This is a genomic window from Paenibacillus sp. RRE4, assembly GCF_031844205.1.
GTDB classification, from domain to species: Bacteria; Bacillota; Bacilli; order Paenibacillales; family Paenibacillaceae; genus Paenibacillus; species Paenibacillus xylanexedens_B.
Window position 1 is genome coordinate 104174 of sequence record NZ_JAUZUT010000010.1, and the last position, 21598, is coordinate 125771.

21 protein-coding genes are annotated in these 21598 nt (G+C 46.9%); 4 read left to right on the forward strand and 17 right to left on the reverse strand.

Annotated features, from left to right (window positions below; genetic code table 11):
• Positions 1–261 precede the first annotated feature (261 nt).
• From Q9R46_RS25355 to Q9R46_RS25390, 8 genes are all read right to left on the reverse strand, one after another.
• A complete protein-coding gene (locus tag Q9R46_RS25355; protein WP_311282224.1) occupies positions 262–3294 on the reverse strand; it encodes a glycoside hydrolase family 2 protein in 3033 nt (1010 codons plus the stop codon).
• A gap of 137 nt (positions 3295–3431) precedes the next feature.
• Entirely contained in the window at positions 3432–5039 is a 1608-nt protein-coding gene (locus Q9R46_RS25360; RefSeq protein WP_311282225.1) for a response regulator transcription factor, read from the reverse strand.
• The gene (locus Q9R46_RS25365) at positions 5032–6822 is read right to left on the reverse strand and encodes a cache domain-containing sensor histidine kinase (protein ID WP_311282226.1); all 1791 of its coding nucleotides are present in this window, start codon (positions 6820–6822) and stop codon (positions 5032–5034) included. The genes Q9R46_RS25360 and Q9R46_RS25365 overlap by 8 nt, the downstream gene beginning before the upstream one ends.
• Before the next feature lie 288 nt (positions 6823–7110).
• Positions 7111–7533, reverse strand: a complete 423-nt coding sequence (locus Q9R46_RS25370) for an OsmC family protein (protein ID WP_090924948.1) — start codon at positions 7531–7533, stop codon at positions 7111–7113.
• A gap of 74 nt (positions 7534–7607) precedes the next feature.
• Positions 7608–8354 carry an amino acid ABC transporter ATP-binding protein gene (locus Q9R46_RS25375; RefSeq protein WP_311282227.1) on the reverse strand — a complete coding sequence of 249 codons (747 nt, stop codon included), beginning with the start codon at positions 8352–8354 and terminating at the stop codon, positions 7608–7610.
• Between the two features lie 15 nt (positions 8355–8369).
• Positions 8370–9014: an amino acid ABC transporter permease gene (locus tag Q9R46_RS25380; protein ID WP_123065900.1), complete on the reverse strand. Its 645-nt coding sequence runs from the start codon at positions 9012–9014 to the stop codon at positions 8370–8372.
• A gap of 31 nt (positions 9015–9045) precedes the next feature.
• Positions 9046–9906 (reverse strand): transporter substrate-binding domain-containing protein, encoded by an 861-nt coding sequence (locus Q9R46_RS25385; protein WP_311282228.1) that lies wholly within the window; start codon positions 9904–9906, stop codon positions 9046–9048.
• 146 nt (positions 9907–10052) lie between these two features.
• Positions 10053–10685 carry a TetR/AcrR family transcriptional regulator gene (locus Q9R46_RS25390; RefSeq protein ID WP_145334782.1) on the reverse strand — a complete coding sequence of 211 codons (633 nt, stop codon included), beginning with the start codon at positions 10683–10685 and terminating at the stop codon, positions 10053–10055.
• A gap of 243 nt (positions 10686–10928) precedes the next feature.
• Here Q9R46_RS25390 and Q9R46_RS25395 point away from each other — a divergent pair, with 243 nt between their 5' ends.
• Positions 10929–11717 (forward strand): undecaprenyl-diphosphate phosphatase, encoded by a 789-nt coding sequence (locus tag Q9R46_RS25395; protein ID WP_240037061.1) that lies wholly within the window; start codon positions 10929–10931, stop codon positions 11715–11717.
• Between the two features lie 170 nt (positions 11718–11887).
• On the opposite strand, the gene Q9R46_RS25400 is transcribed toward Q9R46_RS25395, so the two are convergent.
• Entirely contained in the window at positions 11888–12070 is a 183-nt protein-coding gene (locus Q9R46_RS25400; RefSeq protein ID WP_311282229.1) for a hypothetical protein, read from the reverse strand.
• An 85-nt stretch (positions 12071–12155) separates the two neighbouring features.
• Positions 12156–13040, reverse strand: a complete 885-nt coding sequence (locus tag Q9R46_RS25405) for a LysR family transcriptional regulator (protein ID WP_311282230.1) — start codon at positions 13038–13040, stop codon at positions 12156–12158.
• 203 nt (positions 13041–13243) lie between these two features.
• Here Q9R46_RS25405 and Q9R46_RS25410 point away from each other — a divergent pair, with 203 nt between their 5' ends.
• A complete protein-coding gene (locus Q9R46_RS25410; protein ID WP_311282231.1) occupies positions 13244–14134 on the forward strand; it encodes a DMT family transporter in 891 nt (296 codons plus the stop codon).
• A gap of 75 nt (positions 14135–14209) precedes the next feature.
• Here the strand turns inward: Q9R46_RS25410 and Q9R46_RS25415 are convergent, their stop codons facing one another.
• The 6 genes from Q9R46_RS25415 to Q9R46_RS25440 form a co-directional block, all read right to left on the reverse strand.
• Positions 14210–14536 carry a thioredoxin family protein gene (locus Q9R46_RS25415; RefSeq protein WP_145334774.1) on the reverse strand — a complete coding sequence of 109 codons (327 nt, stop codon included), beginning with the start codon at positions 14534–14536 and terminating at the stop codon, positions 14210–14212.
• A gap of 151 nt (positions 14537–14687) precedes the next feature.
• Positions 14688–15596, reverse strand: coding sequence for an aldo/keto reductase (locus tag Q9R46_RS25420; protein ID WP_311282238.1), 909 nt, complete (start codon positions 15594–15596; stop codon positions 14688–14690).
• 264 nt (positions 15597–15860) lie between these two features.
• Positions 15861–16043, reverse strand: coding sequence for a hypothetical protein (locus Q9R46_RS25425; protein ID WP_145334771.1), 183 nt, complete (start codon positions 16041–16043; stop codon positions 15861–15863).
• Positions 16030–16233 carry a hypothetical protein gene (locus tag Q9R46_RS25430; RefSeq protein ID WP_311282232.1) on the reverse strand — a complete coding sequence of 68 codons (204 nt, stop codon included), beginning with the start codon at positions 16231–16233 and terminating at the stop codon, positions 16030–16032. The genes Q9R46_RS25425 and Q9R46_RS25430 overlap by 14 nt, the downstream gene beginning before the upstream one ends.
• Positions 16234–16369: 136 nt before the next feature.
• Positions 16370–17113, reverse strand: coding sequence for a 2,3-diphosphoglycerate-dependent phosphoglycerate mutase (gene gpmA, locus Q9R46_RS25435; protein ID WP_311282233.1), 744 nt, complete (start codon positions 17111–17113; stop codon positions 16370–16372).
• A 156-nt stretch (positions 17114–17269) separates the two neighbouring features.
• Complete coding sequence (locus Q9R46_RS25440) at positions 17270–17854, reverse strand: DUF420 domain-containing protein (protein WP_397386420.1); 585 nt, start codon at positions 17852–17854, stop codon at positions 17270–17272.
• A gap of 430 nt (positions 17855–18284) precedes the next feature.
• Between Q9R46_RS25440 and Q9R46_RS25445 the strand changes: the two genes are divergently transcribed.
• Together Q9R46_RS25445 and Q9R46_RS25450 are read left to right on the forward strand one after the other, a co-directional pair.
• Positions 18285–19475, forward strand: coding sequence for a cation:proton antiporter (locus Q9R46_RS25445; RefSeq protein ID WP_311282234.1), 1191 nt, complete (start codon positions 18285–18287; stop codon positions 19473–19475).
• A gap of 449 nt (positions 19476–19924) precedes the next feature.
• Positions 19925–20587: a transcriptional regulator gene (locus Q9R46_RS25450; protein ID WP_397386421.1), complete on the forward strand. Its 663-nt coding sequence runs from the start codon at positions 19925–19927 to the stop codon at positions 20585–20587.
• An 830-nt stretch (positions 20588–21417) separates the two neighbouring features.
• Here Q9R46_RS25450 and Q9R46_RS25455 read toward each other — a convergent pair.
• Positions 21418–21598: hypothetical protein (locus Q9R46_RS25455; protein ID WP_311282235.1), on the reverse strand; the 181-nt coding region annotated here is incomplete at its 5' end.

The window sequence follows — 21598 nt, forward strand, 5'->3', positions numbered from 1 at the left end:
ATCGATAGAGCGTTTTCAAAATACCATCTGGATTTTAGAGAAAATCATATAGAAATTAGATATCCCCCTCTAAAATCAGACATTTATCCGTTAAAATTAGAGATATTAAATACTTATTAGTGTTATAAAATCTATATGAAGTAAAAAATAACTTTTTTAACTAAAATACGAAAACGTTTTTCGGAAATCGTTTACTTCACATTTTATACATCAAAAAAAGAGACCTGGTCAGGTCTCTCTAGTGTCTTGATTCGTGTCTTATCACAATGTGAATTGAATAGGTTGAAGTTTGAATCCCCCCAGCAATTCGGCGGCTGTAACGGAGCTTTCCGGATGAAACTGCGCTCCGCGGGCATAAGACAACATCTCTTGAAAAAGAAACGCAGCTTCCGGACGCTTCATCAAGGCTGTATCGGTAAAAGGAAAAGAGGATACCAGGATACTCCCCTTCCCCGCTCTGGCCTCAAAAGCATAAGCCAGCCGTTTCGCTCGGTGGAAATGATCTACCACCTCGATCAGCGGTGTAGCCCCCTGCATGGTATCCAGGCATATGGCCGGCGTACCATTCACAAGATGATACCAATGCCAATCCGAAGCTCCATCCTGCGGAAAAGCTCCGAGAAGAGCCGTTTCTTTCTCGATATACATGCCCATCGTAGCCCCCGGCTGTGTGGCAAACATGAGATAATTCCAGAACACTGGCAGGTACTTCGTTTCCACTGGATCATACAGATCCGTTGCACCCGGCATAAGCCAAACTCTTGCACCATTCAAGAGAAGATCCAGTACATTGGATGTTAACGACTTCACGATCAACAGGTCATGCTGATTTTCCTTTAACCATCGGAAGCCATTCACATGATCTACAGCATCATGATAAGAATCAGCGAGTAGGGGCTGTAGTTCCTTTACCGTATTCCAGATGCGCTTCATCTCTCCATGACGTTCGTTTTGCATCTTCATCTGTGGGAAAGACCAACCATGCCACTGATTCCGGGCTATCGTAACGGTTGCTAAACGATGGGAAGAGTAAACGGTGGAATGCTCCGCATTACCGGAATGCAGCGGATCATTCACATGGTCGCAACGTAGCTCAGCCTCCACTCGAAACGCAACTACACCTTCGGCCGGCGAGTTAACCATAATACTCCCGAGAGATGTTACCGCACCGCAAGGCATATCTCCGTAGCTCCATTCTCCTTCAGCAAGCTTCCGTTCGTCCGTAACCGTAACCATTCTCCAGTGAATGGAAGCATTTTTCAACACCTTTTTGCCAAAGTGGGATACACGTACTTCGATTTCGATCGGTTCTCCAGCATAGTATGTCCGCTCTCTGGAGCCAAGAAGGATGACCACCTCAGCATTGAATTGTTTCACTTCATTCGGTGTGGTTATCCCTTTATCTTCCCAAAACACATCCAGAAAACCCGTGGTGGCATGTCCCTGTCCCGGGAAATCACGGATATCCAGTAGCTGAATGCCCGCAGCATCTGGCGTACGTCTTACTCGCTCCATCGCTTCTTTAAGGGATCGCATCAGATGGATGCCCGTTGCCTGCTGATATTGTTCCAGCTTTGCAATCATGCCTTTACGTGTAAGCGACTCTTCGACAGGATCTAACCACGTAGGACGAAGGACACCTGTATACTTCTCTCGTTCCTGCGGACGTACATACATCGTAAATTGCGCATGTTCATGCCCGATCACCGGATGTGATGCAAGCCGTGTAACCGCATGATAATCCAGCGTAGTGTCGGGTACCGCCGCCAATACAGATTCCAGCGGGGGATGCCAGTTGAATGATTGAATAAAATAATCGGTCTCCCTGCCTTGAGCTGGAAGTTGTCCAAATCCTGTGTTATCCGTATATAGTCTCGACGGATCTGTATCTCTTGCTCTTGAAATAAGCGCATTCAGTTCAGGATGCCCGTTTGCGCCAATTAACTCATTGCCGAGGGAGAACAGGACAAAGGAAGGATGGCGATGCAATGCTTCCAGCAACCGATCCAGCTCCTGTGTCAGATACGTCCGTATTTCAACTGGAGCAGGCATATCCCGCTGTTCAAAAAAACGTGACCAATGGGGAAGCTCTGCCTGTACAAGCATGCCCTCTTCATCGGCGGCTTCCCAGAATGGTTCCGGTGGACTCCACCCGTGTAAACGAACATGGTTGAAGCCGTATGACTTGGCTATGCGAAATTGCTTCACATAGTACTGTGCATCCCAAACGGGATATCCCGTAAGTGGAAAGATACAACAGTCCACATACCCGCGCAGAAACACTGGTGTTCCGTTCAGGACGAGTTGTTTTCCCTTGGATGCAAAAGAACGCATGCCAAACCGCTGCTCCACCTGGTCAAGCTTCTGTTCGCCTGCCTGCAATTGGACTACCGCCCGATATAAGAGGGGCCTCTCATCACTCCACATGGCAATCGCTTTCTCGGAGTCCAATGCAATCTGGCATCCCCCCGTAACCCACCCCTTCTCAACACTGCTATTCAAGGAATCATCATCACTTCCAGTGTTTGCACTGTTCCCAGTACAATCGATATCAAAACACTCTCGCTTAAGCCATGATCCATCCGGATGCTGGATATCGATTAGAAGCTGCAACGGTGCGACTGAGTCTGCAACCGGATTATTAACCGTATACCGAACTGCTATCCTTCCGTTAGCAGGATCGGGTTCAATACGCACCGTATGTACTCGCTGCATGGGTTGCCTCTCCAAATAGGCTCCTCCTGTAATACCTCCCCAAGCCGTAGCCGTATGTAATGAATGAATGTGACTGCCCGCGAGAGGAAGCTTCATCGTGTTATCGACCCGAATCTCGACACGGTTGATTTCTCCTGCCCTTACCCAAGGGGTCACATCCCACGTCTGTTCCGTCAGCAGACTATCTCGTTCTCCCGCTTCGTTCCCATTGAACCATAGCCTTGATGTCCAACGTACACCTTTAAGTATGAATACATAGTGTCCGTTCTGTGGATCAGAGGGAATATAAATGTCCTGCGCATACCAAGCTGCCCCCTCATACTCCCGGATTTTGGTCCATGTGTCGATTCTGGCGTACTCCGGCGCTTCCCCGTATCCTTGCTCTTCCCATGACCCCGGAACTTGAATCGTATTCCACAAGACATCATCCCTGTGCGGAGGATTACATGGCCCAGCATTCCCTCGTTCTCCTCGTTCTCCTCGTTCTCTTCGTTCTCCACTCTGTTCAGCTAATTGGAAATGCCATGTTCCGTTCAACTTGATCGTGTGACGTACAGTCGTTAAATCAGTACGATTCATATCCTGCAGCCATCCCTTCATCTGGACTCTTGTACTTTGTACAATCAGTCTACGGTGTACAGCTTGGACAAACCATTGCTTATTCGGGGAAGTACATGGACTATATTATGAAGAACTCCCGTACCACCGCGGGTTATTTATTCCTCTTCATTGTCATGGTGATTTGTTTCTCTCGTGTGAGATTGGGATCTGGATTGTTTATACGCCGAAGGAGATTCTCCTACGTATTTTTTGAATTTACCGTGAAAATAGTCCACATTGGCATAACCGACTCTTGAAGCCACCTGATGCACCTTTAATCCTTCGTCAAGCAAAGCTTTCGCTTTCTCGATTCGAACTTTATCCAGAAAGGCGTTAAAAGACTCGCCCGTGTGGTTCTTGAACAATTTCCCCAGATAACTGCTGTTGTAGTTAAACACCTCGGCCAGAACCTCCAGCTTGAGATTCTCACCGGGATTCCGTTGAATGAACTCAATCATCTGTTTCATCACGGTATCGGTACTGCCGCCGCCCATACGCTGAATCAGACGATCCAGATGTTCCGCCGCCATCGCTTTAAGATCAGCCATCGTGAACTGATGATACACCTCATTAATCAGCACGGAGTGATCCTGCATAATGGTTTGCATATGCTGATTCGCTGCAGCAAGTTTATTGAACGCGAGCGAGAACACCTGCGAAAATGCCGTTTTGATCGCTTGCTCCGTCCAATGATACGGAATCAGTCGCTCCTCCATCTCTCCAAGCACACGCATAACCGATTCACTACTGCGAATGTCCAAGGCATAATACAGCTTGTCCGCAAGTTCAACTTCATCAGGCTCTTGAGCGCCGTCTGGCTGGGCTCCCGTACCGTTACCCTCCGCACTTGAAGGAGACAGTCGCCCTTCATCCCAGCGTTTGATCCGTTGCTCTGTGAACAGGAACCGTTCTGCCATAAGGCTACTCGCCTGTGTGTATGATCTGGCAATCTCAGTAGTAGACTGTACCGGTTCTCCAGCGGTAGCGTACATGTGAATGTTCCATTCTGCGAGTAATGCTTGCAATTCATCATAGAGATTCTGTGATGAGGTATTCTGAGTAACCGCTTCTTTGATCAATAACCCCAAGCCGGAATGATATGAAAATACGATACCTTTGTCCTTCTGATCGAATGCTTCAATCAGTTTGCGTTTCATCTCATTCCCCCGCTGCAGATCAAGCGTTGCATGAATCTCCAGCAAAATCACTTGATACTGTGGCCAGTGCAGTCCAAGGCTGTCCTCTTCCTCGCTCCCCTTACCTTGTAAAGAGTCATATAACAATGCCTCAATCTGATGTTCTCTGTATGCCGTATCTTCTCCGGCGTAGCGAGCCTGCGTTTCCTGTTCCTGATGAAGCTGTCCCGCAATTCGTTCCAGTTCAGCGATGATCTCTTCTTCGTCCACCGGCTTCAGCAGATAACCATCCACGCCGAAGCTGATTGCTTTCTTGGCATAATCAAAGTCAGCATAACCGCTCAAAATCAGAAAATGTGCATCAGGTTCATGCTGACGGATCTCTTCGATGACTTCCAGGCCAGTCATGCCTGGCATCCGTATATCAATAATGGTCAGGTCCGGCTTGATTTCGTTGAAACAGGCGATGGCCTCGCGCCCGCTTCCGGCTGTAGCCATGACCTGGAAGCTGTATTTTTCCCAATCGATAATCGTGGTCAATCCCTCGCGAATGCTTGGTTCATCGTCTACCAACAATACTTTATACATGCTGGTTCCCTCCTGCTGGCAAGGTGAAAGAAACCTCTGTTCCTTCCCCGTACACACTGTTAATCTGTAACCCGGCATTTTCCCCGTACGTCAAAGTCAAACGCTGATGCACATTGCGCATGCCAATCCGGCTCTTCTCCTCTTCTTCAGGACCGCTGACAAACTGCATCACTTCTGCAAGTCGTTCCGGCGTGATGCCCGCTCCATCATCTTTCACTTGTACCGTGACCATACGATCCACCATACATATCAGAATGTGCACCCGCACGGTTCCTTCTTTGTTCTCTAATCCATGCACAATAGCATTTTCCACAATCGGCTGAATAATCAAAGGCGGGATATACATCCTCTCCACCTCAGGGTCGAGATGAATTTCAAAGGCTAACCTGTCCCCATACCGAAACTTCTGAATCTCCAGATAAGAACGTACCATTTCCAGTTCTGCGCGAAACGTTGTTTTGCCGCTGCCAATCTCCAGGCTTTTCCGCATCAGCTTGCCAAGCAACCTGACAATATTCGCAATCTCCGCTTCTCCCTTGATATGAGCCTTCATACGAATGGATTCAAGCGCGTTAAACAAAAAATGAGGATTAATCTGGCTGGCCATCATTTTCAGTTTAATCTCTTTTTGCGCGATTTCCAATCGGTTGTTCTGCTCCGTTGTCTCGACCACCTGGGTCATCAGTTCGTTAATACTTTTCACCATGTAGTTGAACTGACGTGATAATTGCCCGATCTCATCGTTCCCGTCAATGCGCGAAGTGACGTTCAAATCTCCAAGAGCCAGCTTGTTCAGATGTTTACTGAGGCGTAGTAGCCGGTTCGACGTGAGAAATGAAATAATGTACACCAGAAGCAACGCAATCACCAGCACCATGGTAATAAAAATCATGCCGATCTGACTAATCTGGTTGGCATCTTTTACGATATTTTTGGTCGCAAACACCGAGATAACCTTCAGCTTGTTAAAGCTCGATCCCGGCCCCAATTCATCAATGACAATATTCGAGGGTTCCCCCTGGAAATCAGCTTCAATGGTGCCCTTAGGCTGGCTCTGGAGGTCTACGCCAAAATCAAGCTCTCCCAGCGTCTTCCCGACCAGGTCCGTATTTTTCGCTGCAACAACGTACCCCTGCTCATCGGTAATCAGTGTCTCGAACTGCTCCTGGCGCAGCAAACCGTTAAGTTCCTCCTGATTGATTACGATCATCAGCACACCTTCGGTCTTATATTCGGCAAAAGGAACTTTACGTACCAGACTAAGCCGGTGAACCGGATTGTCTTCGTTGCCAGGGATGTAAAACCAGCCGATGCTCGTTGTTTTCAGCGCTTCTTTATACCAGTAACTCTGCTTGGTTCGTTCATTGACCGGAATAAATTCCAGGTTGTTGATCAATGTCGGGTTCGTCGAGTAAAAACGTATACCCGTAATTTCCCGATATAGCCGCCGATATTCCTGGAAATCTTTATATGCGAGGTAAGCCGAGGTCAGCTCCACCACACTCTTATACTGTCGATTCACGATCTCCTTGAGATCGGTGTTAAACATGAGCAAGTTGGATATGTCTGTAGGTACGCGAAGCATCGTTGCCGTCTGGCTTTTAATTTTATCCACATTGATGATCGTTTGCCCAATGGCATTATCCAGCGCTTGCTGACGAAAATAACTGGTCACCGCGAGACCAATAATCAGGACGGGAACCATGACAACAAGCACGTAGGAAATGAGCAATTTATGCTTTAATTTGAGATCATTTGTAATACGAATCAGCCGTTTTAACATATCCGCACCTTCCGTCATCTTGTATAAGCGCTTACAACTTGCGATCATCCGAAGAGTTCATTCTCACCTGCGCATCCATCATACCATATAACTGCGGCCTTCGATTCGACATTAAAGTGGAGATATGGACCTGAGTTGTTATAGGTACATGAGTGGGATTCAATAAAATATGCCAAGCTAAAAAGACACTTCCGTGATTGGAAGTGTCTTTTCATTCAAACTAACGTTAGATTTATCAATAGATCTGATGTTGTTCTTAAGCTTAAGTGAAAGTGAAATTAAAGCTTTTTAAGGACGCGGTGTGCTCACGCCGTTGAGGATCAGCTTCGGATGGATATCTGCGCTCAGTGATGCGGAAACGGCGCAGTATTTCTCTTCAGCCATCTGGATGGCTTTCCAGATCCGGTAATCCGGGATGTCCCCGTCCACTTTGAAGATCAGGTCAATGGACGTAAAACCTTTTGGCATATCCTCGCTCCGTGTGCCTTGTGCTTCAATCTCAATCGAATCGATCTTGTCCAGAAAAGCATCCAGAATCATCGTGATGTCGATTCCCATGCAACCACCAAGGCCGGCGAGTAACAATTCCATCGGCGTAGCGCCCTGGCTGTCACCGCCATATGCCGCTGTGGCATCCATGCCTACAGCATACCCTGAGGGTCCTTCGGAGGTAAACGCGCGTTTTCCCTTCCATACTGTTGTTACATTCATGATGTTTTCCTTCTTTCTATAGTAGTTTACACATACACTGCGATGACAGAATAACCTTCCACTCACCGGGTGGTTTAAAATTCCGTGATCTGCCGCAGGAACTGGCGTGTACGCTCTTGCGCCGGATGTTCGAAAAAGGCTTCGGGGCTTGCCGTCTCCACAATGGAGCCATCCGCCATAAAAACAATTTTGTTCGCCACGTTCCGGGCGAATTTCAGCTCATGTGTCACGACCAACATGGTCATGCCTTCCTGCGCCAGTTCTTTCATGACCGACAGCACCTCTCCAACCAGTTCGGGGTCGAGGGCCGAGGTCGGTTCGTCAAACAGCATCACTTCCGGCTCCATTGCCAGTGCCCGTGCAATGGCTACGCGTTGCTGTTGTCCACCGGATAAACGGGAAGGATAGGCATCCTGCTTATCCGACAGTCCTACACGATCCAGCAAAAGCCGTCCGCGTTCAGCGGCTTCGTCCCGCTTTATTTTTTTCACCGTCACAAGACCTTCCATGACATTGCCAAGCACGGTCTTGTGCGGATACAGGTTAAACTGCTGGAACACCATGCCGGTCTGGCGACGAATCTCCAGCACCCGGGCACGTTGAACGCGCAGCGGATCTGCGCTGTTTACTACAACGCCGTTCACTTCGATCTGTCCGCCGGACAACTGTTCCAGTCCATTAAGACAGCGTAGCAGGGTACTTTTGCCTGAGCCACTGGGACCCAGCAGAACGACAATATCCTTGGCATCTACATGCATATCGATATTGGTGAGCACTTCATGATTTTGAAAACGTTTGGTTAGTCCGGTTGTTGTAATCATCGCTTCTCTCCCCCTCTAGTAAGCCCGGGCCAGCCGGCGCTCTACTTGCTCCAGAATGGCCGAGAAGCCGATGCTCATAATCCAATAAATGACACCAATCGCCAGGTAAAATGGCATATTCAGCGCATACTGCGATACCAGGAGCTGTGCAGAACGCAACAGTTCGGTAACGCCAATTGCAGCGACTAGCGATGTTTCCTTGAGCATGCCAATAAAGGTATTGCCCATCGGTGGAATGGCAATGCGCACAGCCTGCGGGAAAATGATCCGTCTCATCGCCTGAGCCGGAGTCATACCCGTAGCGTATGCCGCTTCCGTTTGCCCTTTCGGTACAGCTTGAATCGCACCTCGGAACGTTTCCGACAGGAACGCCCCCGCATTCAGACTGAGCCCAAGACAAGCGGCCGTTAGTGACCCGAGGGTTACGCCATAATCCACAAGCCCGTAATAGATAACGAATAATTGCACCAGCAGCGGGGTTCCCCGCATGATGGATACATAAAATCTGGCGATCAGCCTTAACCACATCGGTCCTTTAAGCCGGGCAATAGCGACCAGCACCCCGATAATAAAGGCAAAAAACATAGAAATCACCGTGACATAAAGCGTATAATAAGCCCCCTTCAGAAAGAAGGGGATGTTTTCGAATATCAGTTCCATCGATCAGACTTCCCTTCGCCTTGCCGGTTCATTATTGCGCAGGCTCTTCACCGAACCATTTTTTGAAAATGGTATTGTACGTGCCGTCATCCTTCATGCCTTTCAGTGCATCGTTCAGTGCGGCTACAAGCTCAGGGTTGTCCTTACGTACCGCAATACCTGCCTGGTCGCTCTTGATTGCTTCGCCTACAGCTTTAATTTTGAATCCATTTGCATCTACGATGGGCTTCAAAGCATACAGGTTGTTGATCGTGGCATCAATCCGTCCTGCGTTCAGGTCTTTCAGAGACGAGATCACATCATCATATGTTTTGATTGTAAAATCTCCGACTTTGGGCAGCACTTCGTTCCGCAGGTATGTTTCATCGTTTGTGCCCAAACCTACACCAATCGTTTTGCCTTTGAAATCTTCCAGTTTCGTAATATGGTTGTTGTCTTCTTTAACAATAATTTTGACCTGGTTGGTGATATACGGATCACTGAAATCCAGCACTTTTTTACGATCGTCCGTAATCGTCATTTGGCTGATAATCGCATCCAGCTTTTTCGCCTGCAAACTTGGTGTCAGACCGGAGAACTCCTGAGATACAAACTCAACCTTAACGCCAAGACGCTTCGCTACTTCACGTGCGATATCCGCATCAAATCCGTCCATTTCTTTTTTGTCATTCAAGAAGTTGTATGGACGATACGTACCCATCATGCCGACCTTCATGACACCTGCTGATTTGATCTGCTCCAGTTCGTTGCCGCCAGACTGTGCTGCATTGTTTGTATTGCCATTCTCCGCCGCTGGTTTGCTGCCGCACGCACTTAGTACAAGCACAACCATGAGCAGAATTGCGGTGAGTGACCACCCTTTGCGAATTTTAGTTCCATATGTGTTGTTCATGACGTTAACTTCCTCTCATTCATCTTATGTTCTCTTGGTGATTCCATTATTCCCTGTGACTGGCTTAATCATGTGAAGAAGTGTGTTAAATATGAAGCCTTGCTGCCTCTTTTAAATGTAAAATAAAGCCCCAGGCCTTGCCGACATTATGTACCGAGCAGGCCGTAAAACTCAAAACTCGCCGCTTCAGTTGCCAATTCAGTAGCGCTCATCTCCGCGAAACGGCCGTGTAGCTCCTCTGAGCCGAACAACCAGCGCGAGATCATGCCCTCGATCATGCTTACAAGCAATGCCGCGCGTAAGGGTACATTCATATCTGCTGGCAGCATCCCCAGTTCGATGGCACGCTCCATATTGTGACGGAATGCTGTCTCCACCGCATTGCGAGTCTCTTCAACTAGCCTCTGGACGGATTCTTCGGTCACGATCCCCTTAAGCAACAACTCCATGAAATATCGGTTCTGCGCTGCAAAGGTGAACAAGTTGGTAAACAGCTTCTCCGAGGCCTTCACCATATCTTCAACCGACCCGGCATCCTTCCGGTACCCTTGCCCGATTGCTTCAAGCAATTGTTCTCTGCCCGTTAACAAAATCTCGGAAGCAATGGCTTCCTTGCTCTTGAAGTGCCAGTAAAAGGTTCCCTGAGCGACTCCAGCTTCGCGAACAATATCAGAGATTTTCGTCTGATGATACCCTTGAGTTGCGAATCGTTCCATCGCTATACGAATAATTTGGTCCCTTCGTTCTTCTCCGGGTCCCAAACCGTTGACTTTGGCCATGCTTTTTACCCTCCCGATTGATCAGTCAGTCAGTTAATGTATATCCTATGGGATAACTAGGTTTTTGTCAATATAGTTTTAAACAACGGGTTACAAGCATAGAGTTGAAGTGGGAGGCAATTCTGAGCATAATAGAGGATAGTCTTGTTCGAAAGGACAGACATCGTTATAGCAGGACAAGCCTTATGGCTGTCATCTGCATCTCAAGGAGGAAGAGAATTGGACTTTATATCATCCATTATTATGGGCATCATCGAAGGTTTGACTGAGTTTTTGCCCGTGTCCTCTACCGGACACATGATTCTGACAGCTCACTTGCTGGGTCTATCAGAGGACAACGAGTCAGTCAAAACGTTTGAGGTGGTTGTCCAGCTTGGTGCTGTACTGGCTGTTGTCGTACTGTACTGGAACAAATTCATTGATATGTTTCGCTTCACTGGAGGCAAAAGGCCGTATTCCCGCCGCCTCAATCTGGGACATATCATTCTGGCGATGGTTCCTGCCGTTGTCATCGGACTCGTGTTCCGGGACTGGATCAAGGCTCACTTGTTTGGTCCGCAAACCGTACTGTACAGCCTTGTGATCGGTGGTATATTGATGATCGTCGCTGAACGCTGGAGCCATAAGAGCTCACGCATTACCACACATGACGTTGACGATATTACCTACAAACAAGCGTTTGCTGTGGGTATGTTTCAGATTTTGGCGTTGTGGCCGGGCTTCTCCCGTTCCGGCTCCACGATCTCGGGCGGCCTGTTTGCCGGAATCAGCCGGGTAGCTGCGGCAGAGTTCACCTTCCTCGTGTCCGTTCCAATCATGATTGGTGCCACGGGATATGATATGTACAAAAGCATCGATCATCTGAACAGCGATGATTTTCTGATCTTTGCGATCGGATTTATCGCCGCATTCATCGTTGCCATGCTGGCGATCAAGACATTCCTGTCTATTTTGAAAAGATTGAGCCTGACCGTCTTCGCTGTGTACCGCTTTGTACTGGCAGCTGTATTCTTTGTGATCCTGATGATGTAATTGAATCTGTGTAAACACCGTTCAATTCATATCAAACATCAAACAGATGAGTTGATTTAATTGGAAAATGGCGGCCCTATCTTCCTCACGGAAGCCGGGCCGCCATTTTGCTATCACTTCATATGTAAATGTACCATTGTATTTCTACGGCATGTTCAGGAAGTTGATCGTTACTCCCAACGGTCTGCCTGAATGCTTCGTTGTCTTCTCCGCTCCTTAAGTCTCCCCAGCCAGCGATATCTGTTCATCTTCTGTTCATGTAACATTTGTTTAACCCCCATCATCAACAAGTGATATCGGCGGTCGTCATTGTGGCTTAATTGGTGCATCTCATCTATAATCTCTCTGCTCATGTGGCTCTTGTTCACTCCAATATTCAGTTTGTTCTATTAAGTATAGCGAACGATACTGAACAAATTCTAAACAAGATTTTTACTGCTACTGTCCGAACAATTGTAATGCCGTTTCCACAAACAAGCGCGAAGCTGGAGAAGCCTCCGCAAAGGAAGGTACAGCAAGCTGAACGGGTCGATAGGCTTTCGGCTCCGTTGGCAGAGCTCTAACACCAGGTGGAAGCCATGATAAAGAAATGGCAGGTAATATGGCCGTTCCCAATCCTTGTTCGATCATGTTTAGACACGTATTGACATTATGAACAATAAAGCCGATGCTAAGCTCTGCTTCCGCACGGGCAAATAGATCTACAATAGGCATCTCATAACCACCGTTACAGATAATCATTGACTGCCCGCTTAGCCGTTTCACATCCAGTATGTCCTGATCAGCAAACGTCTCGTCCTCACGGAATACCACAAGCATCTCTTCGTTGTACAGCGGCATTGTCTCATAGTTTAGTTCTACCGCCTCCTGCTCCGTTGCAATCATTAAAGCCACATCAATTACACGCGAATGCAACCACTGCTGAATCTCCACAATATTGCCTTCGTGCAACTCGAATTCGATCTGCGGATAACGATCACGGATAGATCGAATAATTCGAGGCAATAGATGAGCCGAGGACATCGGAAAAGAACCGATGCGAATGGTTCCAATCTCCAGCCCTTTCTCCGCAGCAACTACTTGTTGTACCTTATCATACTGCTGTAAAATTCTGCGGAAAATGACTAGTATTCGTTGCCCTACATCGGTCAGCATAATACCGTTACGTCGGTCTCGAATGATAAGCGAAACATCCAGTTCATTCTCCAGTGAGGAGATGGCACGGCTCACCGCAGGCTGCGTCATATTCATCTCTTGGCCGGCTCGTGTGAAACTTCTCGTCTCGGCTATTTTAATAAACAACTGTAATTGTGAATTGTTCATAACAGTTCTGGTATGCTCCTCATAAATAACATGCATTTCAATTATTACGTTTGTTATTGTATCATGGTGAACACGGACGATCAACGACTGGCAAATACAATGGCCAAAGAACATTCGAATGGGTTGATTCAGATGAAAAACTAACTGTACTGGCCTTTGCCTTTCAACAGACTTTCGCATATAACTTGAAGGAGAGATAATCTATGGCTTTATCACGTTCAAAAGCAGGCTACATCTTGGCTTTTCTGGTTCTCATGTGGGGAATCAACTGGCCACTGACCAAATACGCATTAAACTATACACCACCCCTTCTGTTTGCCGGAATGCGCCTGCTGATTGCTGGACTGGTTCTTAGCATTTACGCATTTCCTCGGTACAAAACAATTCAGTTTCGTAAAACATGGTATATTTACGCCATTTCTGCCGTACTTAACATCACTTTCTTCTATGGCTTCCAGACGGTCGGTCTGACCGAAGTGCCCGCAGGACTGTTCTCTTCCATCGTGTTCCTGCAGCCTGTCCTGCTGGGCATTGGGGCATGGCTGTGGCTGGGTGAGACGATGTATGCCATGAAGATAATAGGACTAGTGCTCGGATTTGCTGGCGTAGCAACGATCAGCATCGGTGGCATGACTGGGAAAGTGTCCCCGGAAGGTGTCATGCTGGGATTGTTCAGTGCCATCAGTTGGACTGCAGGCACGATCTATATGAAGAAAACTTCAGCCAAAGTGGACGGAATCTGGATGACAGCCATTCCGATTCTTATTGGCGGAGTGATTCTGACATTAACGGGAACGGCAACAGAGAACTGGAATGCCATACAATGGGTGCTGCCTTTTGTGCTGGATATGCTGTTCATCTCTGTATTTGTCATTGCTCTCGGATGGCTTGCGTTCTTCAAACTTGTCAGTTCCGGGGAAGCCAGCAAGGTGGGCTCCTTCACCTTTCTGATTCCGTTAATTGCTCTGCTGTGCAGTGTGCTGTTTCTTGGAGAGTCGATCACCTTCAACCTGATTGCCGGACTGATCATGATTATTGCAAGCATTCTGCTTGTCAATCTCAAGTCAACAAGAAGTAAACTTGTTAAACTGTAACGCCAACGAAGCGATCACAATTCAAAAAAACCCCTGCTTTGTCATAAGACAAGCAGGGGTTTGCTAAGCATCAGCTTACACTTTGGATTCAAGAGTCTGCAGATACTCGGAGATTTGGGCAGGGGTTTTGGCCCATTTACTGTGAAGATGTGCAAGCTTTTTACCGTTCTGGAACACGAGCAGGCTCGGAATGCCACGTACGCCATTCTCTTCCGCAAACGGCTGGAATTCTTCTGCATCCAGCGCATAGAAGGTTTTGTCGGTATGCTGGTCAATAACGTCACCGATGAATCGGTCCAGGTTTTTGCAGTCCGGGCACCAGGTTGTATCAAATTTAATGACCGTTAAACCGTCGGAGTTAATCAGGTCGCGGTATTGCTGTTCACTTTGAATTCTTTCCATATCTTTTCTCTCCTTATATCGTTCTAGTTAATGGTTGTACTTTGTGTAGAGTTTGGTGCACTTCATAGTTCAGGCTACTCATCTTGCTGCATCTGTTGCCTGTCTTTATTGTACTTCAAATAGTTACATTTGAAAACAGGCAACCTGCCCCTCAGCGATGCTGCGTATAACGGTTGGCAGGACTATGCTCCCGTATGAACTGAATCTCGGCAGTGGTGAGCGGCGCCGAAGAAGCAGCCGCAATGTTATGCAGCAATTGCGTTCTGGAGCTGGCTCCTGGAACGACAGCTGCAACCGCCGGATGCGCAAGTGCATAACGGATCGCTGTCTGTGCCATGCTGCGATCATCGGTGACCATTCCAGCCAGACCTTGGCGAATGTGATGCAGCTGCTCTGGCGTGTAGTCCAAATATCCTTTATCCGCCTTTGCTGTTCCGGATGCTGCCAGTACACCACTGGCAACGGGACCACGAGCGATGACACTGATTTCTTTTTGCTCAAGTAAAGGTAAAACTTCCTCTTCAGCACGGCGATCAAGCACACTGTATTGGTTCATTACGCTGACAATGGATGATTTCTCTGCATACTCCCGAATCACGTTCGGACGAATGGAAGAGATGCCGTAGTCTCGGATAAGTCCTTCCTTCTTCAACTCTTCGAAGGCTTCAATGGTCTCAGCGATTGGATCATCCAGCGTGCCACCATGAAGCTGATACAAATCAATGTAATCAGTCTGCAGTCGTTTGAGGCTTTCATGCACGGCCTGTTTAATATAAGCTTTGGACGGGTCCCATGACCAGCCCTCTTTGCCAGGAATACGGCGGTTCCCCACTTTGGTTGCCAGAATGACTTGATCCCGGCGCCCTTTGATCGCTTGACCCACGATCTCTTCGTTCCGACCGGCATCATACAGATCAGCTGTGTCCAGCAGATTAACCCCAAGATCCAGCGCTTCGTGAATCAGTTCCACCGCAGGTTTTAGTTCCGTTCCAAGCGACATGCAGCCCAGTCCGATCTCCCCCACCATTAGTTCAGATGTGCCCAAACGATTTTTTTTCATCGAAGTGCCCGTTTGACCTTTTTCCATAAGTGCATCTCCTCTCCATACGTTCTGCAAGTATTCATTGTAACATTCTTCATGGAAAAAATCGCATAGGAAGCGATCTCCAGTGATACTTAGACAACACATCAGAAAAACCCGGAACAATCGTCCCAGGTCTCTTTGATGTGCTCAATCACCATATGTGCTTGCAAGTAGCAAGTACGTACATGCAAGCTACTTATATGTTTAACTTTGTGTAACTCAAGTTATTCGAGGTATTGCTTAGTTTCTCCAATCTTGGTTGCTAACCTCTACCCGCGGTCTAGCGGTACGGGCTGAAGATGATCCGTTTTTTTTCACCATATTGGATACGGTGCTGATCACCTTGTCCCTAGCCTGTTTATTCCTCATCAGATACGTCACGCCAGCTCCAATCGCCGTCATAAGCAATTTACGTTTCGACATGTAGCTCTCCTCCTTCTGGATTCATGTACATCGTGTCTTGTTTGAGTTTTACCCGATCCAGCACAAACGAAACGATATCCAAGCATGCCTGTAAAAAAATAAAATGTTTCTCCAACTGGCACACCCGGCTATTACGATTCGGCAGTACAAAAAAGATGATTACCGAAATGAAGAATGGTTCGGTGATCATCTTTTGCTCGGTTATTATGCTCCGTAACGTGAGTCTATATGAGCGATACAGGGCTTGGTTTTGAATCCATATGAGTTTATAGGCATCATATGGATTCATCGTTTTATTGAATTGCTATTGACCTAACCCCTCGCCATTAGTCGGATGGTCGGGCTACTTGGCTCATCTCTTCATGCTTGTAGGTCGAGCCATCGGCTGTCAGATAAAAATGACCGGTCGGGTGCAGCTCTTCGTTCAACTCGTAGACCAGCGGAATGCCTGTCGGGATGTTGAGCGCCATCACGTCTGCTTCGGACAATTGGTCCAGATGCATGACAAGTGAACGGAGCGTATTGCCATGCGCGGAGATCAGCACCCTTTTTCCCGAAGAAACCATCGGTTTAATCTCTGCATCCCAGTACTCCAGCACCCGTTTGGACGTGTCCATTAAATTCTCCGTACGCGGGATCGTGCAGCCAAGGCGGTTGTACTTGTCCAGATCCTGTACATATCGATCATCGTTCTCATCGAGTGCTGGCGGGGAAACGTTAATCGAACGACGCCATTCGTGAACCTGATCTTCCCCGTATTTCATCGCCGTTTGCTGCTTGTTCAGCCCTTGCAGCGCACCATAGTGGCGCTCGTTCAGCTTCCACGTCTTCTCAATCGGAATCCACATCAAGTCCATCTCATCCAGCGCTATATCCAGTGTACGAATGGAACGTTTCAGCACCGACGCGTAGGCACAGTCAAAATCAAACCCCTGCTCCTTCAGGATTTTTCCGGCCTTGCGCGCTTCACCATACCCATCCTCGGTCAGATCCACGTCCGTCCAGCCCGTAAACCGGTTTTCCACGTTCCACATGCTCTGTCCATGGCGAATCAACACTATTCTGTACATCACGTGCCCCTCCTTCCTTGGATACATTACCCGAAGAACCAGCTAAATTATACATCTTAGGCGTATGCGTCATTGGTGAATATAACCCATTCAGAACGCCATTTCCGCTCAGAACAAACAATATTCATCATACCAATGGTTAATGACGTAAAGAAATCAATAATACGGTGCCATCATCAAGTAAACGACTACACCTGTAGAGCTGACATACAACCAGATCGGCATCGTCCAGCGTGCGATTTTACGGTGCTTCTGCAACTGGTTTGTCCAGCCCCAGACGAGCGTAAAGAGCGCAAGCGGCACAATCAGGGCAGCCAGAATGCTGTGTGTGATCAAAATGAAGAAGTAGATCGAACGAACGATGCCTTCGCCACCAAACTTGGACGTTTCCGGAGACAGATAATGGAACGTCAGATACGTGACTAGGAACAGCAGCGTGGTTGAAAATGCCGCCAAAATAAAGCGTTTATGCAGCTTGACGTTACGTTTGATAATCGCGATCAGCGCAGCCAGCAAAAAGATAAAGGTAAAGCTGTTAAACACGGCATTAAAGCGTGGCAACACGGTGATGTCGAACGTAACCTCACCTTTGTACCCGATCGATGGTGCGAAAAACAACAACAAGATGATAACGTTAGCAAGAATGGAGATGGTAATAATGATACCTGCGAAATTTTTATTACTGGTCGGGGTGATCTGATTCGATGACGTGTTCAGGTCCCCTCTTTCCTTTTTAGCCAATGCAAAGTCCTCCTCATATCCTAACTTTCTGTGTTCTATATCATTATATCTCGGTAAATCAGGGCTGTTAAGTGACAACACTCTGAACAAAAGCTGCTCAGTCATTTATAATTTTACTACGTTATCGTTATCGCTGTGTAAATCACTCAGCTTAAGTGGATTTATCCTTACAACATAAGTCTTTAGGGTCTGTTACCTTCACCGCATGTTTACGATATCTCTAATTTGTGTTATAATTAATATAAATAATCACATACGCGTTCGAAATTGGAGGAGCCTGTCACCAAGGGCCCTCCTTTGTCTTTTTTAAGGCTTGGAACGGCACGTTTTTCGTTGCCCTTTTATGCCTTTTTTTGTTTTCACCCCTTAGGATAAGGGGCTCTTGGCTAGGAAAACCTACACGAAACGCTACAGTTGGAAGGAGTCTGCTATGGAATTCATGTTAGTTCTTGCACTTATTTTGATCTTCACCAAACTTGCTGGTGATCTGTCTGTCAGATTAGGCCAGCCGTCCGTACTCGGAAAACTTATCGTGGGTGTTGTTCTTGGGCCTGCATTGCTCGGTTGGGTTCAGCAAACGGATTTCGTTCATTACATGGCTGAAATCGGGGTATTATTACTTATGTTCATTGCGGGTCTCGAAACTGACCTGGAACAATTGAAGAAAAACTGGAAGGCAGCCTTTGCTGTGGCGGTCGGGGGTATCATTTTACCATTTATCGGCGGATATGGATCAGCTATTGCTTTCGGCATGTCACAGACCCATGCATTGTTCTTCGGATTATTATTCTGTGCAACGTCAGTAAGTATATCCGTACAAACGTTGAAGGATATGGACCAGCTTAGTTCCCGCGAGGGTACAACGATTTTAGGGGCTGCTGTTGTAGATGACGTACTTGTTGTTGTTTTGCTCGCTGTTATGATGAGTGTGCTCGGAACAGGCGGCGGAGATGTCTCCATCGGCTTGTTGATTGGTAAAAAGCTGTTATTCTTTGTGATCATCATTGCGGCCGGCTGGTTGCTGGTGCCACGCATTATGAAATGGATGGCTCCTCTCCGAGTAACGGAGACCGTCATAACGGCGGGTTTGATCATCTGCTTTGGTTTCTCTTACTTTGCAGAGTGGATGGGCGTTGCAGGCATTATTGGCGCATTCGCAGCAGGTATTGCGATTTCTCAAACGGACTTTAAACACGAAGTTGAGCATAAGGTCGAACCTATTGCTTACAGTATTTTCGTACCTGTATTCTTCGTTAGTATCGGACTCAATGTGACATTTGAAGGTGTTGGCTCTCAAATTTGGCTCATTGTGGTCATTAGTATAATTGCTATTATTACCAAGTTGCTTGGTGGCGGTGCAGGTGCTCGTTTAACCGGTTTTGATCGTTCTTCTTCCATTGCCATCGGGGCAGGCATGATCTCCAGAGGTGAAGTTGCGCTCATTATTGCCTCGACTGGACTTGCGTCAGGTTTACTTGATCCTGAATACTTTACCAGCGTCGTGATCATGGTCATTGTAACTACACTTGTCACTCCACCGTTGCTCAAAATCACGTTTGCTCGTAAAAAAGGTGATAAACGTGTAGAACGGGGTATTGAGGAATCTCACCTGAACGGGTAAGGTGCTTGATAAATGTAAGATATTAACCTGTGAGATTCTACTTGTGTCAGGTATAGGATTCTCCAAAAATGGTGATATTCCTGAATTGATATAAAGACTTATTGCTAAATCAATTGATTTTGTATAAGCGTTGCTCTGAATAGTTGGTGTGAGATATACTTATTTGAGACACCGAATTTAGAGTAATCTGAATGCTCATCATTCTGACCGGGCCTATGTGTTATAAGAAGATTTCGAACTTCCAGTAATTTAACTTGGACTTCACTGTAATTAGTGCAGAAGTACAAGGATAGTAACTACTTTCTAATTTAAGCTACTTTCATAGCACCTAATTGGTCGTGAAGCACACGCCGCTTTGTTCATTTTCTACTCTTCCTATAAGGAGGATGGAGATGAATAGAGCGGCTTTTTACATTTTGCCGCTATATTATCTAGGAGGTATTTATGCCATGAGTACAATAATCCAAAACTTTGATGAAGCATATGAAGAATGGATGAGAACTCTGCTCACAAAAGAAACCAACCCCCGCGTTCGATCACGGATTGAACATGGGCTTGAACATGGTACATTGGAATTTTTGCGCTCCGTCTGGTTTCCCGTCATGAAAAATTTCAACCATTTGCATCCCGAGTGGGAAGTTCGAGATTTTCACAACGGTTATCGTTATCTGGATCTTGCCTACTTACCAGGGAACGGTGTGAAAGGCGGTATTGAGATTCAGGGTTATGGGCCTCATGCTCGTGATCTTGATGTGAGACGTTTCAAAGATCTATGCTGGCGACACTGTCTGCTTACGTTAGATGACTGGATTTTTCTGCCGATTGCCTATCTCTCTATTAAAGACGAGCCAAAACAGTGTCAGCAACTGGTGCTCGCTTTCATGGGTAAATTTATGGCTTCAGATGCACCCGCATCCCTCAACTGGCTGGATGCTGAGGCCGTGCGGTATGCGAGACGTATAATCCGGCCGTTTACACCTTTGGAATTGGCAACACATCTGCGAATCTCTGACGCACATACGAGAAGAGTCCTCCGCAGCCTGTTAGATCAAGAAATTATATATGTTGCGAGCGGCATTCAGCGGTATCGAACGTATGCTCTACGAACGTAAACGGGTGGGGTGGGGTGCGGATGGCTCAGATGTGGCTCGGCTGGGCGGATGAAGCTCAAAGATGCACTGTTAGCGTATCACATACATAGTGAACGTGACTTCGTGGAATAGCGGTTAGACACATAGCGCCAACGTTGTTAGGGTGCGGGGTTGGGCGTGCTGGCACACGTTGTTCCTTGATGCGGTGCTGGCGTGCTGGGCACACGTTTTTCCGTAGTGTAACGATTGCATTTGATCCGTAGTAGCTGGTAGGTGGATTGGCATCGAGTATCTAGGTTTTTGTTAATGATTACTTACTCGCGGCTAATTTATGAGTGAATGAGTCTCCCCTGTGTCATGTTAGATGTGTCTCAGATGTGTCACATTATGTGTGAACGTTTCTTAGCAATGTGCTGAGATATTAATGCTCTATATATCCTGCTTTACACATCTACATATCTAAATATGATTCCAATGGGCTCAGTTAGTCATCATCCCTGATAGCTACACATCGTTTCAACGTTTTTTTGCTGTGGATGATGGAACGGCCCGTAGTCTTGCGCGAAACTATGAGCAGAAATTTTCTAACGATCACCAGAGACGCTATCTGGCGTATATCTTACCTTTTTATTTTCTAACGATCTCAGGAGAGCTTATTTCGGTCATTTGGTGTGGAAACAGGCCTATTTTACGTGTTTTTGCTGAAATAAGCTCCCTGGTGATCGTTAGAATTTCAGACAACTCAAAATCATGCAAATAAGCTCATCTGTGATCGTTAGAATTTTCAGGAAGAGTGTTATATCTCATTGGCTCTACTTTAGCAGGTTTTTGGAAACTTCTAATGGGGACTTCTAATTGAGGTTTCTAATGGAGACTTCTACTTTCTGCGTATTACGTTTATGTTCTGTTTCTGAGTTTCCATCTGTTGTTAATGATGTCATCAGATGTGTGCCATGTGCAAAGCAGACTGGCTCCTTAGTTGTAAAAGTAAGGGGTTGGGTTGGGTTGGGTTGGGTTGGGTTGGGTTGGGTT

Coding starts and splice junctions, on each gene's coding strand:
- Q9R46_RS25425 (WP_145334771.1), bottom strand. CDS start 16,043: ATGTCGAAACGTAAATTGCTTATGACGGCGATTGGAGCTGGCGTGACG.
- Q9R46_RS25355 (WP_311282224.1), bottom strand. CDS start 3,294: ATGAATCGTACTGATTTAACGACTGTACGTCACACGATCAAGTTGAAC.
- Q9R46_RS25390 (WP_145334782.1), bottom strand. CDS start 10,685: ATGGCCAAAGTCAACGGTTTGGGACCCGGAGAAGAACGAAGGGACCAA.
- Q9R46_RS25410 (WP_311282231.1), top strand. CDS start 13,244: ATGGCTTTATCACGTTCAAAAGCAGGCTACATCTTGGCTTTTCTGGTT.
- Q9R46_RS25370 (WP_090924948.1), bottom strand. CDS start 7,533: ATGAATGTAACAACAGTATGGAAGGGAAAACGCGCGTTTACCTCCGAA.
- Q9R46_RS25445 (WP_311282234.1), top strand. CDS start 18,285: ATGGAATTCATGTTAGTTCTTGCACTTATTTTGATCTTCACCAAACTT.
- Q9R46_RS25375 (WP_311282227.1), bottom strand. CDS start 8,354: ATGATTACAACAACCGGACTAACCAAACGTTTTCAAAATCATGAAGTG.
- gpmA (WP_311282233.1), bottom strand. CDS start 17,113: ATGTACAGAATAGTGTTGATTCGCCATGGACAGAGCATGTGGAACGTG.
- Q9R46_RS25380 (WP_123065900.1), bottom strand. CDS start 9,014: ATGGAACTGATATTCGAAAACATCCCCTTCTTTCTGAAGGGGGCTTAT.
- Q9R46_RS25430 (WP_311282232.1), bottom strand. CDS start 16,233: ATGATCACCGAACCATTCTTCATTTCGGTAATCATCTTTTTTGTACTG.
- Q9R46_RS25405 (WP_311282230.1), bottom strand. CDS start 13,040: ATGAACAATTCACAATTACAGTTGTTTATTAAAATAGCCGAGACGAGA.
- Q9R46_RS25365 (WP_311282226.1), bottom strand. CDS start 6,822: ATGTTAAAACGGCTGATTCGTATTACAAATGATCTCAAATTAAAGCAT.
- Q9R46_RS25450 (WP_397386421.1), top strand. CDS start 19,925: ATGAGTACAATAATCCAAAACTTTGATGAAGCATATGAAGAATGGATG.
- Q9R46_RS25360 (WP_311282225.1), bottom strand. CDS start 5,039: ATGTATAAAGTATTGTTGGTAGACGATGAACCAAGCATTCGCGAGGGA.
- Q9R46_RS25415 (WP_145334774.1), bottom strand. CDS start 14,536: ATGGAAAGAATTCAAAGTGAACAGCAATACCGCGACCTGATTAACTCC.
- Q9R46_RS25395 (WP_240037061.1), top strand. CDS start 10,929: ATGGGCATCATCGAAGGTTTGACTGAGTTTTTGCCCGTGTCCTCTACC.
- Q9R46_RS25400 (WP_311282229.1), bottom strand. CDS start 12,070: ATGAGCAGAGAGATTATAGATGAGATGCACCAATTAAGCCACAATGAC.
- Q9R46_RS25385 (WP_311282228.1), bottom strand. CDS start 9,906: ATGAACAACACATATGGAACTAAAATTCGCAAAGGGTGGTCACTCACC.
- Q9R46_RS25420 (WP_311282238.1), bottom strand. CDS start 15,596: ATGAAAAAAAATCGTTTGGGCACATCTGAACTAATGGTGGGGGAGATC.